This window comes from Paenibacillus wynnii (assembly GCF_000757885.1).
GTDB classification, from domain to species: domain Bacteria; phylum Bacillota; class Bacilli; order Paenibacillales; family Paenibacillaceae; genus Paenibacillus_AQ; species Paenibacillus_AQ wynnii.
Map to the genome: position 1 here is coordinate 2,562,554 of NZ_JQCR01000002.1, position 16,539 is coordinate 2,579,092.

Here is a 16,539-nt window from a genome sequence, read left to right on the forward strand (position 1 = left end):
AGAATGAATAAGCTTACGCAAGCAGAATCTGCTGGAACAGGTACTCAGGATGCATCGACACCTACACATAAACAAAGTGCTATTTTTCCTTCTTACGGCAGATATGATATTAGCTTGGTAAAAGGCAAAGGCAGCTGGGTTTGGGATGATAAGGGTAATAAATATCTGGATTTCACTTGCGGATTGGCGGTTACCAGTCTGGGTCACGCTCCGGAAAAAGTAGGTGCGAAGCTAAAAGAGCAAATTGATACCCTTTGGCATGTCTCGAACTTGTTCCATATTCCCGCACAGGAAAAGGTCGCCACACTACTTACGGATAATAGCTGTGCAGATCAAGTATTTTTCTGCAATAGTGGGGCTGAAGCGAATGAAGCAGCCATCAAGCTGGCCCGCCGTTACCATCAGAAGGTGAAAGGTACAGGCCGCTATGAAGTGATTACCTTTGAGCAGTCCTTCCACGGACGTACACTGGCTACCTTGACGGCTACTGGACAGCAGAAGGTTAAAGAAGGCTTCCTGCCGCTCCCTGCAGGCTTCAAAACGGTACCTCTGCATGATCTCCCTGCACTTGAAGCGGCTATTAGTGAGAATACCGCTGCGATCATGCTTGAAATGGTTTTGGCTGAAGGCGGCGTGCTGGAGGTTGAGCCTGAGTTCCTGAATGCTGTGTCTGAATTATGTAAAAAGCACGGACTGCTTCTGATCGTAGACGAAGTTCAGACCGGTATGGGACGTACGGGTAAGTTATTCGCCTATCAGCATTACGGCATTGAGCCTGATATTTTCACGCTGGCCAAAGGGATTGCAAGTGGATTTCCTGCTGGAGCGATGCTGGGCAAGGGTTATCTCCGTGAAGCGTTCACGGCTGGCAGCCACGCTACAACTTTTGGGGGAACACCACTAGCAACAGCGGTGATGGCTGCGACGATTGAGACGATGCTTGAGGATGAGCTGCCGCAGCGTGCGGCGGTAATGGGTGAATACTTGACGGGGCTTCTAAAAGAGAAGTTGGCGGATTTATCTTTTGTCCTGGATATTCGAGGTAAAGGACTGCTCATCGGGATCGAATGTCAGTCTCCGGTCGGTGATATTGTGTTGGCTGGACAAAAGCAGGGGTTGTTGTTCGTAACCGCCGGACCTAATGTTATTCGTCTGCTGCCGAACCTCTATGTTAGCAAAGAAGAGGTAGACCAGGCTGTGGACATCCTTTCCGAACTCATTCATACTTATGCTAAAAAAGAAAGCGGGGAAGCCAGTTCATGAGCCAAGGCGTGCAGAACGATACACAAGATATTGCCCAGAAGCTGAAGGGTCGCGATCTTCTGGAGTTGAACGATTACAGCGCAGAAGAAATCACATATCTTATCGAGTCAGCGATAGAGTTGAAGCGTAAGCAGAAGAACGGTGAGGTTTATCAGCCGCTGAAGGGAAAGACCATTGGTCTTATTTTTGAGAAATCATCCACACGTACACGCGTTTCGTTCGAAGTCGGTATGTTTCAACTTGGCGGACACGCGCTTTTCCTCAGCAAAAATGATATCCAGCTGGGACGCGGAGAAACCGTAGGAGACACGGCACAGGTAATGTCCCGTTATCTTGACGGTATAATGATCCGCACCTTTGGACATGACAAAGTTGAAGATCTGGCGCGTAATGCCTCTATTCCTGTAATCAACGGACTAAGCGATCAGGCACATCCGTGTCAGGTGCTGGCAGACTATCAGACGGTGTATGAGCATAAGGGGAAACTCAAGGGCCTGAAGCTTGCTTATATCGGAGACGGTAACAACATGGCCCATTCGCTTATGATTGGCGGCGCCAAGTTGGGCGTCCATGTATCTGTGGCAGGACCGGAAGGCTATGAGCCTGATGAAGCTGTTGTAGCAGAAGCACGCAAGATCGCCGAAGAGACCGGAGCAGAGATCGTAGTCACACGCAGTCCACAGGATGCAGTGAAGGATGCAGATGTAATCTACACTGACGTGTGGGCGAGCATGGGCTTCGAAGCGGAGCAGTTGGCGCGTGAGGCAGCTTTCAAGGACTATCAGGTCAACGAGGAGCTTGTAAAAGGCGCAAAGAGTGACTACTTATTCCTTCACTGCCTGCCGGCCCACCGCGAGGAAGAGGTCAGCACAGGCGTGATTGACGGACCGAACTCGGTTATTTTTGATCAGGCGGAGAACCGGCTGCATGCGCAAAAAGCGCTTATGGCTGCGTTGATGGGCTAACCTTGATGATAGGTTAACCCGCTCTGGTGGGCTAACCTGCGCTAAAAGGATCACCTAAAGGGATAAAGTGATATAGGGTCAGCCGATTGCCGAATAAAAAGTAACTTATAGGACTACCAAACACCAAGTAACTTATAGGACTACTAAACACCAAACACCCAAGTAACTGACTATAAAAATACCAAATCACAAATATCAGTCGACGAACTACCTAGTAACCACCAACTAACCAGTAAACACCAACTAAACACCAACTAAACACCAACTAACCAGCTGCTAACCAGCAACTAACCAGTAACCAATCACTAACTAACCAGTAACCATCAACTAACCGGCGGTCAATTTCAGTTAATTGTACTTTGTGCAACTAAGTTTGAGTGGTAGGGACTTTCCCGGGCTATAAGTGTACTTTGTACAATTAAAAACAGTCAAAAAGGTCTTTTGCAGTTAAATTACATGAAATAGTTGTAAAAAGTGCAATTAAACTGCCTTTTTGAGCTAACATGATCATTTTAGTTGCATATTGTGCAGTTAAATGGTCATGCGCTAACCCAATAATAGAACTGTTCAACGAAAGGAAGTTGCTTCTTCATGGCTAAAGAGAAAATTGTACTCGCCTATTCTGGCGGACTGGATACATCGGTCATACTGAAATGGTTGAAAGAAACCTATGATGCGGAGATTATTGCTTTCACTGCCGATATCGGACAGAAGGAAGAATTGGACGGCTTGGAGGAAAAAGCACTCGCTACCGGCGCATCAAAAGTGTATATCGATGACCTGCGCGACGAGTTCGCTAACGACTTCATCTACCCGATGTTCCAATCGGGTGCTTTGTATGAAGGCCAATACCTGCTCGGCACGAGTATCGCACGTCCGCTGATTGCGAAGCGGATGGTTGATATCGCTATTGCCGAAGGCGCAACAGCCATCGCGCACGGCGCGACAGGCAAAGGCAATGACCAAGTGCGGTTTGAGCTTTGCGCAGCAGCGCTGGCACCTGGCATCAAGGTTATTGCACCTTGGCGGCTGGAGGAGTTCCGTAATCAATTTCCGGGTCGTGCGGAAATGATCGCTTACGCGGAAGCCAATGGTATTCCGGTTCAGGCCTCTGCGGCTAAGCCGTATTCCATGGACCGGAACTTGCTGCACATCAGCTATGAGAGCGGTGTGCTGGAGGACCCTTGGTTCGATCCTAGCTCCGATGAGAACAAAGCCATGTTCCTGCTCAGCAACTCGCCTGAGGATGCTCCTGATCAATCCGAATATGTGGAGCTGGAGTTCCTGAAGGGTGACTGCGTGGGCTTGAACGGTGAATCTCTAACCCCGCTTCAGGTGATGGAGAAGTTGAATGAACTGGGCGGCAAACACGGTATCGGACGCGTGGATATGGTTGAGAACCGTTTTGTCGGCATGAAGAGCCGCGGCGTATATGAAACTCCGGGTGGTACGATTCTGTTCACCGCTCATCGCAAAATGGAGTCCATTACGATGGACCGCGAAGTAATGAATCTGCGCGACAGCCTGATCACTCGTTACAGCACATTGGTGTATAATGGCTTCTGGTTTGCTCCAGAACGTCTGGCGCTCCAAGCCCTTGTGACGGAAAGTCAGCAAAATGTCACCGGGACCGTACGCCTTAAACTTTACAAGGGCAACATCATCGGCGCTGGCGTAAAAAGTCCGGTCAGCTTGTACAATCCGGAGATTGCAACGATGGAAGCTGATCCTACCCAAGCGTATGACCAAGGTGATGCTACAGGTTTTATCCGTCTGAACGCACTGCGTCTTAAGGTTTCCGCCGGAGTCGCTGAATCTGCGAAATAAACGATAGTAGCTGGCTTAGGCGCCATTCAGAGGTACAAATACCTTTGAATGGCGCCTATCGAGCGGATAAGCTCCGTTCAGTTACTTGTATACCAATAATAAACAAACGGATATCCGAGAAGGCCGTTCCTCCCGTCAGGACAGGAGCGGCCCTCTGGCGTCCAAGAGGAGGAAGCAACAGGTGAGCAAGCTATGGGGCGGACGTTTTACCAAAGGGACTAATAAGTTGGTGGAGGAGTATACAGCTTCCATCGGATTCGATAAGGCTTTGGCCGAAGAGGATGTGCAGGGAAGCCTGGCGCATGTTACCATGCTGGGCAAGTGTGGAATTCTGCCACAGGATGATGTAGAGACTATCAAGGCCGGTTTGAACAAGGTACTGGAGAAGGTTCGAGCGGGAGAGGTTGTATTTTCCGTAGCGGATGAAGATATTCATATGAATATTGAAAAGCAGCTCATTGAAGAAATCGGACCGGTCGGGGGCAAATTGCATACGGGTCGCAGCCGGAATGACCAGGTGGCAACAGATATGCATCTTTATCTACGTGGCCGTGTGGTGGAACTGGTGAGTTTGCTGCATGAGCTGCAGGAATCTTTGATTGTGCAGGCTAAAGACAATCTAGATACCATAATCCCCGGTTATACACATTTGCAGCGGGCGCAGCCGATTCTATTCGCACATCATCTGCTCGCCTATGTGTCCATGTTCCGCCGCGATGCGGAGCGTCTGACCGATAGCTACAAGCGCATTAACGTGCTTCCTTTGGGAGCTGGAGCGCTTGCGGGTACTACTTTTCCGATTGATCGACATTTCGTAGCTGAACAGCTTGGTTTTGATAGTGTATACGAGAACAGCTTGGATGCCGTAAGTGACCGCGATTTCATTGTGGAGTTTCTGGCAAATGCAGCTCTTATTATGACTCATCTATCCCGGTTGAGCGAGGAACTTGTCTTGTGGAGCAGTACAGAATTCAGCTTTGTAGAGCTTGATGATGCGTTCTGCACAGGCAGCAGTATCATGCCGCAGAAGAAAAACCCGGATGTACCCGAGCTGGTTCGAGGCAAAACAGGGCGCGTGTTCGGTAATCTAATCGGCCTGCTTACGGTATTGAAGTCCCTGCCACTGGCATACAACAAAGACATGCAGGAAGATAAAGAAGGAATGTTCGATACCGTAGCCACATTGACGGGTGCGCTTCAGCTATATGCGCCAATGATCGCGACAATGAAAGTGAACAAGGGACGTATGCGTGAGGCAGTGAATACAGACTTTTCCAATGCAACAGATATTGCGGACTTCCTTGTGGGTAAAGGTCTACCGTTCCGTCAGGCACATGAGGTTATCGGTAAAACGGTGCTTTATTGTATCAACGAGGGCAAGTTCCTGCTTGACCTAACGCTGGAAGAGTTCAAGCAATTCTCACCGCTGTTCGATGAGAATATCTACGCTGTTCTGCAGCCGGAAGCGGTAGTGAACGCACGCAACGTCTATGGCGGTACCGCAACGGTTCAGGTTGAAGCCGCTATTGAGCGGGCTGAGACTGCTTTGCTTGAGGCTAACAAATGGGTGACGAACCATGTTGGGGCTGTACTTTAAGCACCTTCTCCATAAAATACAAAGACTGCTGTTCCACCACATCTTGATGATGAGGTGAACGACAGTCTTTTTTTCTAATGAAGTCAATTTTATAATGTGTAAATTCGCATAACTTCACATTGAAATTGTAATCAACAACACTGACTCCAAAGTACAACAATACTGCTCCTGAAGCGTCGTCTGCGCTGGAAATCCTGCACATAGTACAACAATTCCGGCCCTAGTTATCCATTGCGCTCGAAATCATGCTCAACCACGGATAATGTTCAGAAATCAGCAGGTTTTACACTAACTACTCACATGCACAAATTTTATACGTTTTTTATCTGTTAAAAAATGTTTATGAAACTGACTCAATCAAGAGTATTAGAGTTCGAGCTCCTGAGTTGGGTTTAATACAGCAGCAGCCATTTTCTCACCTTTAGGTAGCGGCAGCCAAGCCAGCACATCACGGATTTTGGTGTCCCAATAGCCCCATTCATGCTCCCCCGGTCCTTCTTCATAGGTCAAGGATAATGAGGTCTTACGGCAGGCATCACGGAAGGCGATGTTATCCGCATACAGGAAATCCTCTGTGCCGCAGCATTGATACAGCGCCGTTTTGGGGCCTTTTGAGACATGGTGCTGTTCCAGTAGCCATAATAAATCATCCTCTGTTCCAGCAATGTCCTCTGTACCGAAGATCATCTCATACTCTTTAGTTTTTTCCTTCGGATCATCCCAGTTCATGAAATGATGGGCCATATCAAGCGCTCCCGACAGACTTGCAGCCGCACAAAAAGCCTCCGGTTTACGCAAACCTAACTTCATCGCCCCGTAACCGCCCATCGACAACCCTGCAACGAAGTTATCCTCACGTTTTGGTGATAGCGGAAAAAAGGATTGAGCCAGCTTCGGCAGTTCCTCGCTGATAAAGGTCCAGTAATTGCCTCCAACACTCATATCCGTATAAAAGCTTCGGTGAACCTGAGGCATCACTACAGCAATTCCCATCTCAGCAACATACCGCTCTATGGAAGTACGGCGCAGCCATATTGAATCATCATCGGATAAACCATGGAGCAAATACAGCGTAGGATGAAGCCCACCTTTATTTACATTGTTCATCCCTATTTGCGTAGTGGTGGTTTGCGGCAAAATAACGGTCATTGAAGTGCTAAGTCCAAGTACTTCTGAGTAAAAACGACACTCTATCAAAGCCATTGATTAATCCCCCTCTCAGCCCAAATGATAGCACAGGCTAAAACCGATATAAATTGTATATATCTACAGATTAATATGTCAAAGAGGATTGCTGGTGGAACTAACGAAGGAATATAATGGAATGGGGACAAAGTCTCTTTATTGTGCAAATGTGAATGTATTAAATGATAGAGAGGCGGAATTGGGTTGCATTCGAATCAGAAGCAGGAACAAGGATTTACTTTAATCGAAGTACTTGCGTCTATAGTCATATTATCTGTTGTTTCGCTGGTTCTTACGGCCTTTTTTACCCAAGCCATGACTTATTCAAAATCTAACCAAAATAAGACAATCATGGTCAATATCGCGCGCAATGCGCTGTTCTATATGGAGAAACAGGATTTTGAGAAGATGGAAACATTTTTTAACGCCAAATCAGAACTGTCTGCTGCCGAATGTACCTTGACTAATTGCAATGATTCAGCCTATCTCGCTGCTTTCTCCGATGGGACTGCCCTAGCCTATGTACTGCATCCAACCGTAAACAATATTGAATACACTATAGATATAAAATACCAGTCTAAATTAGTAGAAAATAAGCCACAGCCTACAGGAACAACCGTCAATCAAATTGATCGATTAACAATCAAAAAGTATCTATTACCGGTTAAGGTGGCAGTCAAACGCGCGCAAAGCGATGGACAACCTGCGTATACCGTGGAAGTGGAGGGTTACATAAATGATGAGGAAATTCGTTGAGCGGGGCAAATCCGAGCAAGGTTTTACTTTAATTGAACTCATTGCAGCATTGACTCTTTTCACTATGGTAGCGGGTCTAATCTCTGGAGTGACGATGTTCGGTTTTCGCAGCTATCATAAAATCACAGTAGAGAATGCCTTGCGGGATGAAGCTGATATTATTATGTCCTCAATAATAACGGAATTGTATACGTATGGTCCTGAACAGGTGAGAATTACCAGTGGGGGGATTGAACTTCTCAAGACAGGCAGCCCTTCTCATAGTATTGAAGTTTTAGGAGAGGACATTATAGTTAACGGGAAGAGTACGGGAGCTGCGGCTGGGTCAGCACTTGCTCTTCGTTCAACAATGACCGGCTCACGAATTTCAGCTACACGGTCAGATGGCAGAGCTTCCAGTGTGAACGCTGTGTTTGATTCGGGATTGATCCAGATTGAACTGGTATTAGCTTATGACGGTAATAACGAAGACAAGATGGAACTGGAAAGCCAATTCGGATTTTAGGGGGCCACCAGCATATGCTGCGCCGGATAAACAACAGGAGACCAGATAGCAAAACAGGTCGACAACACAAATATTTTCACTCAGAGGAAGGTTCTGCACTCGTACTGGTCATGTTTATTGTTCTTTTGCTTACTATACTTGGTGTAGCAGTACTTAGTGCTGCAATAGGCGGAGCGGAGCGTACCGAAACTAGAGAGAATGATGTGCAAAGTCTACACTTGGCTGAGAAAGGTTTGAATGAAGCCACTGCCTATATTCAGTCTCAGTTGGAAGGACTAACCGATCTTGATCCTAACAAACTGGATGAGGTATTAACGAAACTTAATCAACAGGGTTTAGGTGTCACTACCGAAATGGGTACGAACAGCAGCGGTACGATTGAAGAAATTAAGTATAGCGGTAAGCAGCCGGAGAATCCCAACAAGCTCACAAGAGAGTACTATATTAATGTTACGGCCTCGGCAATGGTAAATGGAGTCAAAAGAACGCTGAAGCAGCAGATTGTCATCGACAGTTATCCTGAATATCTAAAATATGCTTTTGGATCCAATAAAACTTTGACATTAAATGGCGCCCCTCACCTCATGGGAAATATATATGCCGGTGAGAAGTTGATCGTTAGCAATACGGCAAAGTATACCTATAAGGGAAATCCTAATCTGTCGAAACTCACACAGTTTCCTAAAGTTATGGTGAATGAGTCAGCAACCGGAAGTGCATTAGACATCGGCTCCGGGGAGGTACATGTGCAGTCTTTAGATAGCATTGTTTACTCGAAGGATGGGCAGAAGGAAGAGAATGTTGCAACCAGCTCGGATGTGGAGCAGACCTTAAAGGACATCCTTGGAATTGAGATGGAGAAGGTAAAGATCAAGGAACAGAAAAAGTTTGTACAGATTAATGTAGAAGAATCTTTTTTCGAAAAAATGGTCCAAGGCTTCAGTACCTCATCTGTAACTACCAGCTTCATTCGTAGTGAATATAGTAATAATCATCTGGGTGACTGGCTGAAAACACTAACTGCTAAGACTTTAATACGAACGCTTTCACAAAGCACACCGCCGGTTAAGCCCGAACAGCAGACCAATGAGGCATCAGATGACTACTTGCAAAGGTTGGACCAGTACAAAATCGATCTCTTGAGCTACCATAATACATTTATAAATCTCACAGATTCTGTTATGGTGGAAGGCAACCTCCTAATAGATGGTCTTGACTACCGGGGCATCATGTACAACGAATTAGCTAAAAAGGGAACAGACGTGTTGGCTCCTAAATGGCTCATCATCAATGGGGACTTAGTCATCGATAATAATAAAACGGATTTTCTACCGGTTTCCGGAAATATCCTTGTATTGGGAAATGTTAAGATTAAAGGTAATGTAGCCTTTGACTCCACCATGTTTGTGCTTCGTGAAACAACCGTGGAGGATGCTGTAATTAAGGGGCTTGGAGAGAGTGGAAATACCAAAGAATTGGTATTGATCTCCAAGGGGCATGTTCTGATTAACCGGATTGACGCTTTCACTAATGCAGACCCGAGCGAAATGGAAGCTTTCTTCTATACAGACAGCAGCGGAGATTTATATGGTGTGGGATCTATCTTCTGGCTTAATGGCGGGTTCTTTGCTAAAGGGGATCTTACGTTAAATGCAGCTCTAGGAAATGTAACCGAGCCGGATGCAGCTGGATTTCCTTTGAATTTCAGTGATCAGCAGCAGCAAGGAGTGAGAGAAAGGTTCAAGATTACCTACAATCATCAGATCTACAGTCATCAGCAGTCCAGCTTACCTCGTGTGAAGAAAGTGAATATCTCCGTGGGGCCTTTGGAATTAGTAAGTTCGACACCATAATAAATCCGACAAAAAAAGGGATCCCATCAGCCATGAAAAGTGGCTGGTGGGATCCTTTTTATTAATATCGGTCTCCATTAGAGGTAGTAGGTGGTAACACTCTTACATCAATCTGAGCAGTAATAGCAGTGCTCTGTCCAGGCGGAGAATAGGAGACGGTAACTGTTGTAGTTCCGGGCTTATTACCGACAATTACTCCCCGATTGAGTATAGTTACTGGACTGGTAAATGAAGCGATGGTTGAGTTAGTAGCGCTCCAAAGTAATTCATTTCGAATTTGCTCTAAGCTTACTGCTCTTGGATTCGGCCAAAGCAAGGTTATCAAGCTGTAAGACTGACCAACATGGATATCCAGGCGTTCAATCGAGAACTCTAGACCAGTTAAGCCTGTAATCTCTACATCATGATAGTTACTTGAGATTTCAAGAGACGGTGCCGTAACCCTAACCTTCAATCCACTAGTCGGCAATTGGTTCGCACGCAGAGTGTATCCCGTTCCACCAGTAACTGGGGTCAACGTTGCATACTGGTTGTTGGTATTTCCAACAAGGCTCCATACCAGCTCTGTAGTATCAGCATCTGTAGGCGAGATCAAGACGTTCAGATTCAATTCGCCTCCAACAATTACGGAGTGGTCCCCGATAATGGTCAGCGACTGAAGTGGATTGCTTACAATAATCTCCTTGCTTGCTGGAAGATCTTTGACTTTATTGCTTGTCACCTTAACCGTCACAGTATACGTGCCTGAGTCAGGAGAATTGAATACAGCCTCCCCCTGATTGGATGTAATGAGCTCAGGGAAGAGATTCCCCTTATCGTCTTGTACTTCCCAGGTATAGGTGATACCCGTTTCGTTGGTCGTATCATAGATAGCTCTTAAAGGAACCGTAGTAGAAGGTTTGGATGTGCCTGATCCTTCAATCCGTAAAGATCTCCCTACTACTGTGACTTTAGCTACTCCGAACTTTTTGCTTCCATCGGTTGCTGTAGCCGTTATATCTGAGGATCCGAGCTTAAGACCCGTAACTTCTCCTGTGGATGGATTCACACTGACGAAATCAGGCTTGCTTGATGTCCAATACAGCAGCGGATCGGTCGCATCAACTGGGGTAATCTCAGCAATCAGCTTTGTCGGTATTATGTCATTCAGTAGTATCGTTGTAGGTTCCAATGAAATATTCGTTATCTTAACGACGGCATGAAACGTTAAGGGTGTTGGTGAAAATTGTACTGAACCCGAAAGCAAGGGTGGAGCCGGAAGCGTAATACTTCCCTTGAACGGCAGGAAATTTATAGTTGAAGAATGTGTTATAGAGCGCCCGATAATTTGACCGGTAATTTGGGCGTTATCAAAGGTTATCTGTGCTTTGGGTGCGAGAATGGTACCTTTAATTGTATTTCTTAAAGTTAGATGGGTTGCCTGGGTGAAGTTATAGATCACATGGCTGGCATCTACTCCGGTCAAATTAGTATCGAGATGCATTTGATCGGAGTCACCGTCGATATTGACCAGAACTGTCGAACCAGATGGAACATTAATATCAATGCTCGAGGATGTGGAGATATTACTTCCTGAGACATTGAAAACATATAGTTGTGTTCCTTCTCCATCGTTGGCACTTAGTGTTGTTTTGCCGTAGTAGGGTTCAGCTACAGTTCTGTTCTGGTTCAGAGTTCCAAGAGTCGTGGAAAGGGTAATTAGGTTCTCTTTGACTACTGCGAAGTTTATTGGCGTGCCTTTACCCACAGTTCCCTTGATCGAATTCTTATTGGAACCTGCATCTAAATTGAAATTGCCTCCATACACTGCATTGCCATAGATGGTTGTATTTTGGTTGTAATATAAGTCCCTTCCGGCCACTACGGCATCCTTTATAGGAGTCACACCATTGCCCAAAGGATTTATAGACGCTCCACCATATCGCAAATCAACGTTTCCGCTGGCCGCGATACGCCCTTCAACCTGCAAGTTGCCGATACTTAGGTCTCCATCGGTAAGGAATAAATTATAATCTGCCGCGTCTTGGAGTAGTGCACCTGGCAGAGCGTGAATGTCGTTATAGTTAAGGGTCGAGGTTCCTAAGTTGTAAGAGCCTGTAACTTTTGGTATTACGCTTACTCTGAAGGTAGCAGCCTGTCCTGGTTCTGGAACAAAGGTCTTAACGCCATTATCCGACTGTAATGTGTAGGTAATATCGCTAAGTGTCTTAGTCAAGGAGTAACCGCTTTGTAGAGTTCCGCTCTTGGTGACATCGGAAGAAGTCTCATCAACTTCCAGATTAGGGGGAAGCTGCTCCGTAAATACAATATTTGAAATGGCCTGCTTTCCACTAATATCAATAATCGACTTTGCATCAGTAAAAGCTATGGGCTTAGGAACAACGGAATACGTAATGGTAATAGGTTTATCCCGCTCCACAACACCGTTCAGAATATCACTAGGCAATGAACGCGTGGCTTCCAAATTTGCTGTAGCTTTGATGATGGATAGAGTAATAGTTTTGGTAGCCATAGCCCCGTGTGTATCCCATGCCTTAATTTCAATTTCAAGTTTACCGCCTTGAGGCAAAGGATTTGTAAAATACTTGTGGATATTGTTTCCAGATTGCACAGCGGTTTCACCTATATCCATACTCGATAGGTCTTTGCCCAAGGATTTGAAGCGGATGCTGGTTTTGAGGTTGCGGTCATTTAAATCCCAATCCTGAACATTATAATCGACAAGCAATTCATTCATATAGGAAGGAATTACGCTGTTATCAATTGGAGCGTTCACCGTAATCTCAGGCAAATGATTCGCCCCCGTAAAGGCACGGTACATCGTATTCACGAACAGCTTTTGCTCCCAATCCGGGAAGGTCTCTGTAGAAATACCAAAGATATGGCCGGTACCTGAATACGTTACATTACCTTTGGAATACGTGTAGTAATGGTTCCAGCTGTCATTGATATCCCGCTTACTCCCTTCTATATTGTACCAAGGGATAATCGTAGGATCTTCCAAATTCAAAGTGTAATACTGATTATGCGTAGTCGCCACCTGTGGCGTTAATAGACTATATTGTTCGTTATTGGTATTCAAAGCACTCAGATAAAAAGGATACTGAGTAAGCAAACCGTCATTTACAGGCTTAACCGACTTCGAGGTGTTCGGAGCGTTCAGACCTAAATTTGTTAATGGCTCTATCTGACCGGTTGTGTCTTTGAAGTATTTCACCCAATCACTATCTTTGTTATATACCGTATCGTGGGTGAACATAACGCTTTGTTTCGTTACATTAGCGAAATTGAAAACGGCCTCGGAGGTCAGAGGTTTAATCGTAGCCTTCGCATTATACTCATCCCTGAATCCAAAGATCAGCATGTCATATACGCCGTTGAGTCCGTAAGATCCGTCTGCTGCATATTTTGTTTCTACATAATTATTAAAATTTGTCATGGATATGGGCGTAATATTTAACTGGTAATCAGTGGTATTGAGATATTCTTGCTTCATGTTGCTTTGGATACGTAAACTGCTGCCATCACCTGTGTTAGGGAGGATCTGCAGTATATTAACAATCGGCTTTTTACCGTGGAAGCGGATTGTTCCCGTGTCAAAGTCTTTTAATTTATTAGAATTTAAGTAATCGGATATTTCGAGCTTCCAATAGAGAAGCCCCGAGTACGTATTTGGTAGCCTATAAGTAATTGTCCCGTTGGCCCGATTCAGGGTGGATACAGCAACAACCTGTGTTTCCGTCATCGGAATGGATTTATCAACACTAACATAGAGCTTGGCGAGAATAGGGTGGGTTTGAAAATCGCTGACATTCGCTACATTAAAGTTGAAAGTCAAGGTGTTCCCCGGAGTATACATATAGTTCTGATCTGTGCTGTAATCTGTGATCGTACTCTTGTTGGTTAGGTGTAGCCGCGGACGTTGCTTCAGCCCTGGGAGATACGTTGAATTAGCATTGTTAATAAGACTGGTTATCATGGTATCCATCTCTTTATCATCTTTAAAAAGGACATTCGGTTTGGATGTTGCTTTCACACGGTATTTGTTAAAGGTATTGTACAGGATTCCTTGCTCTGCTGCCTTCTGATTATCAAATGGAGCCTTATTGAAAATAACGTAGAGGCCCTTATTTATAAAATTATCTGTGATTTCCTTAGCCTTTAGCGCTGTAATGTCATTCATGACTGTTTTGGTATCATGTGCTGTTGCTCTAACACTTGCGGTATCTGTTGATTTACTCGTTACACCGCTTTTATTGTAAGCTCCCTTACCGATGTATACCGCATCATATTTGCCATCCCAATCATCACGCAACGCCACAAAACGCTTCATGCTCATTGTATCGATAGTTATATTGGACATACCTGACTTCAGTTTAGACAACTCGGTGACTCCGCTGTCAGTTATTTCTAGCATGCGAATCTGGTAAATATCCCCGGTGGCATTTACGTTCATAATAAGATATCTAATCGGAAAAACAAGCAGTAGTATCAACAAAATCATGCCTGAAAAAAGATACAATACTTTATTGCGGGCTATCTTCATTGCAATCTCTCCCCGATCGATATGTAATGGCATTTTTAGTCATTAGTACCTAATTTATGATTAATCCTGACAGACAAGGAACGACATGTCGTTGTAAAAAAAATCAATCTATGCTATATATCATTCTAAGACATCTTCCAATGATAGGCAATTATTTAATGAGAGAATATACCTAATAAGAGGGACTTTTGACCCTCGCACAAACAAACTTTCCAATTTCGCCATACTTTATATGACTTTAGGACTTATTGTTCATATATCGGTTATGATCAGGTTTGAATTTAGCGAATTCCTATATTTTTCTTCTAAAAATTTCTAGTAATGAAGCCGATATGAAATAATAAACCAAGCGTGGAGTTGAATTGATTTGGCCATTGTGAAAAAGAGATTGGGAGACTTGCTGGTAGAGAACAACATAATTTCACAGGAGCAACTGATTGAAGCTCTAGCTGAACAACGAAAGACCAAACGCAAGCTCGGTGATCTGCTCATCTCTCAAGGTTATATCACGGAGCAGCAACTGATTGAAGTTCTAGAATTTCAATTAGGCATCCCGCATGTGAGCTTATTTAAATATCAGATTGACCCGGCCATTACCCAGATTATTCCGGAGAGTATGGCTAAACGCTATCAGGTACTTCCTTTCATGAAAGAGGGCGGCAAGCTGATGGTAGCCATGGCTGATCCTCTTGATTATTTTGCGATAGAAGATTTACGTATGAGCACTGGCTTCAAGATTGAACCTGCCATTTCTACGAGGGATGAACTTCAGCGTGCGATAGCGCGTCATTACGGCATGCGGGATTCTATGAGCCAGATGATGGTGGAATTGCCGACACAGGAAGAAATAGAAGAAACAGAAATTACCGATGAAGATTCTCCGATTGTACGGCTAGTGAATCAGATGATTCAGCAGGCGGTAGCCCTACGGGCTTCAGATATCCATGTAGATCCGGGTGAGAATAATCTCTCGATCCGTTACAGAATTGACGGTGTACTGAGAACAGAACGGATTATTCCTAAGCAGATGCAGGGCTTCATTACCGCTCGATTAAAAATTATGGCCCGATTGAACATAGCGGAACGAAGATTGCCGCAGGATGGGCGGATCAAGATGCAATTTGATTATAAGATGGTCGATATCCGTGTGTCCTCATTACCTACTATGCATGGTGAGAAGATAGTTCTACGTCTGCTCGATTTGAGCACCGGTGTGAAATCAGTAGACACCCTCGGATTCAGCGATAGCAATACAGAGGCTTTTAAGGATATGATTGCCCGTCCTTACGGGATTCTGTTGATTACAGGTCCCACAGGTAGCGGCAAGACTACAACCTTATACTCCGCCCTTAATCAGCTTAATGTAGAGAGTGCCAATATCATTACAGTTGAAGATCCCGTGGAGTATCAGTTGGAAGGTGTTAATCAGGTACATGTTAACCCTGCTATCGGACTAACCTTTGCCGCAGGACTTCGATCCATACTTCGTCAGGATCCCAACATTGTAATGGTTGGGGAGATCCGGGATACAGAGACTGCTGAGATTGCGGTTCGTGCATCACTGACTGGCCATCTAGTCTTGTCTACATTGCATACCAATGATGCCATTAGCACCATTTCGCGTCTGCGGGACATGGGGGTGGAACCCTATCTTATTGCGTCCTCTTTAATCGGAATTGTAGCCCAGCGACTTGTTCGCAGAATATGCCCGGAATGCAAGGAGAAGTATAAGCCTTCCGAGCAAGAAGCGATAATGCTCCGTAATAATGGCCTTTCGGCTGAGACACTTCAACGTGGACGTGGTTGTGGTAGTTGTAACACAACAGGCTATCGGGGAAGAATTGCCATTCACGAAGTTTTGACTATTGATGATCATTTGCGCCAGTTAATAACTAATGCTGCTTCTGTAGAGGAATTGAGAAACGCTGCTAAAGCGCGGGGAATGGTACAGCTGATGGATGATGGTTTCCTTAAGGTGGGTCAAGGTTTAACAACGCTGCAGGAAGTGATAAGAGAGACCGTTTCTCACTAATATCATGATT

At 45.1% G+C, this 16,539-nt stretch carries 10 protein-coding genes; 8 read left to right on the forward strand and 2 right to left on the reverse strand.

The genetic code is table 11. The annotated features are described in order from the left end of the window. Positions 1-3 precede the first annotated feature (3 nt). The 4 genes from PWYN_RS14085 to argH all read left to right on the forward strand — a co-directional run bounded on the left by PWYN_RS14085 (position 4) and on the right by argH (position 5,652). A complete protein-coding gene (locus tag PWYN_RS14085; RefSeq protein ID WP_036652643.1) occupies positions 4-1,263 on the forward strand; it encodes an acetylornithine transaminase in 1,260 nt (419 codons plus the stop codon). Then, positions 1,260-2,228 carry an ornithine carbamoyltransferase gene (argF, locus tag PWYN_RS14090; protein WP_036652645.1) on the forward strand — a complete coding sequence of 323 codons (969 nt, stop codon included), beginning with the start codon at positions 1,260-1,262 and terminating at the stop codon, positions 2,226-2,228. The genes PWYN_RS14085 and argF overlap by 4 nt, the downstream gene beginning before the upstream one ends. A 591-nt stretch (positions 2,229-2,819) precedes the next feature. Then, complete coding sequence (locus tag PWYN_RS14095; RefSeq protein ID WP_036652646.1) at positions 2,820-4,055, forward strand: argininosuccinate synthase; 1,236 nt, start codon at positions 2,820-2,822, stop codon at positions 4,053-4,055. 181 nt (positions 4,056-4,236) lie between these two features. After that, positions 4,237-5,652 carry an argininosuccinate lyase gene (gene argH, locus PWYN_RS14100; RefSeq protein WP_036652647.1) on the forward strand — a complete coding sequence of 472 codons (1,416 nt, stop codon included), beginning with the start codon at positions 4,237-4,239 and terminating at the stop codon, positions 5,650-5,652. Between the two features lie 366 nt (positions 5,653-6,018). On the opposite strand, the gene PWYN_RS14105 is transcribed toward argH, so the two are convergent. Continuing rightward, complete coding sequence (locus PWYN_RS14105; protein ID WP_052087949.1) at positions 6,019-6,855, reverse strand: alpha/beta hydrolase; 837 nt, start codon at positions 6,853-6,855, stop codon at positions 6,019-6,021. A gap of 186 nt (positions 6,856-7,041) precedes the next feature. Between PWYN_RS14105 and PWYN_RS14110 the strand changes: the two genes are divergently transcribed. The 3 genes from PWYN_RS14110 to PWYN_RS14120 are packed head-to-tail and all read left to right on the forward strand — an operon-like array spanning position 7,042 to position 9,951. Next, the gene (locus PWYN_RS14110; protein ID WP_036652649.1) at positions 7,042-7,593 is read left to right on the forward strand and encodes a prepilin-type N-terminal cleavage/methylation domain-containing protein; all 552 of its coding nucleotides are present in this window, start codon (positions 7,042-7,044) and stop codon (positions 7,591-7,593) included. After that, positions 7,574-8,098: a PulJ/GspJ family protein gene (locus tag PWYN_RS28115; RefSeq protein WP_052087950.1), complete on the forward strand. Its 525-nt coding sequence runs from the start codon at positions 7,574-7,576 to the stop codon at positions 8,096-8,098. The genes PWYN_RS14110 and PWYN_RS28115 overlap by 20 nt, the downstream gene beginning before the upstream one ends. 14 nt (positions 8,099-8,112) lie before the next feature. After that, positions 8,113-9,951 carry a pilus assembly PilX family protein gene (locus tag PWYN_RS14120; RefSeq protein ID WP_036652650.1) on the forward strand — a complete coding sequence of 613 codons (1,839 nt, stop codon included), beginning with the start codon at positions 8,113-8,115 and terminating at the stop codon, positions 9,949-9,951. A 61-nt stretch (positions 9,952-10,012) separates the two neighbouring features. Here PWYN_RS14120 and PWYN_RS28120 read toward each other — a convergent pair whose 3' ends face one another. Continuing rightward, positions 10,013-14,497, reverse strand: a complete 4,485-nt coding sequence (locus PWYN_RS28120) for a collagen-binding domain-containing protein (protein WP_052087951.1) — start codon at positions 14,495-14,497, stop codon at positions 10,013-10,015. 367 nt (positions 14,498-14,864) lie between these two features. On the opposite strand from PWYN_RS28120, the gene PWYN_RS14135 reads away from it, so the two are divergent. Then, positions 14,865-16,529 (forward strand): GspE/PulE family protein, encoded by a 1,665-nt coding sequence (locus PWYN_RS14135; protein ID WP_036652651.1) that lies wholly within the window; start codon positions 14,865-14,867, stop codon positions 16,527-16,529. Positions 16,530-16,539 lie beyond the last annotated feature (10 nt).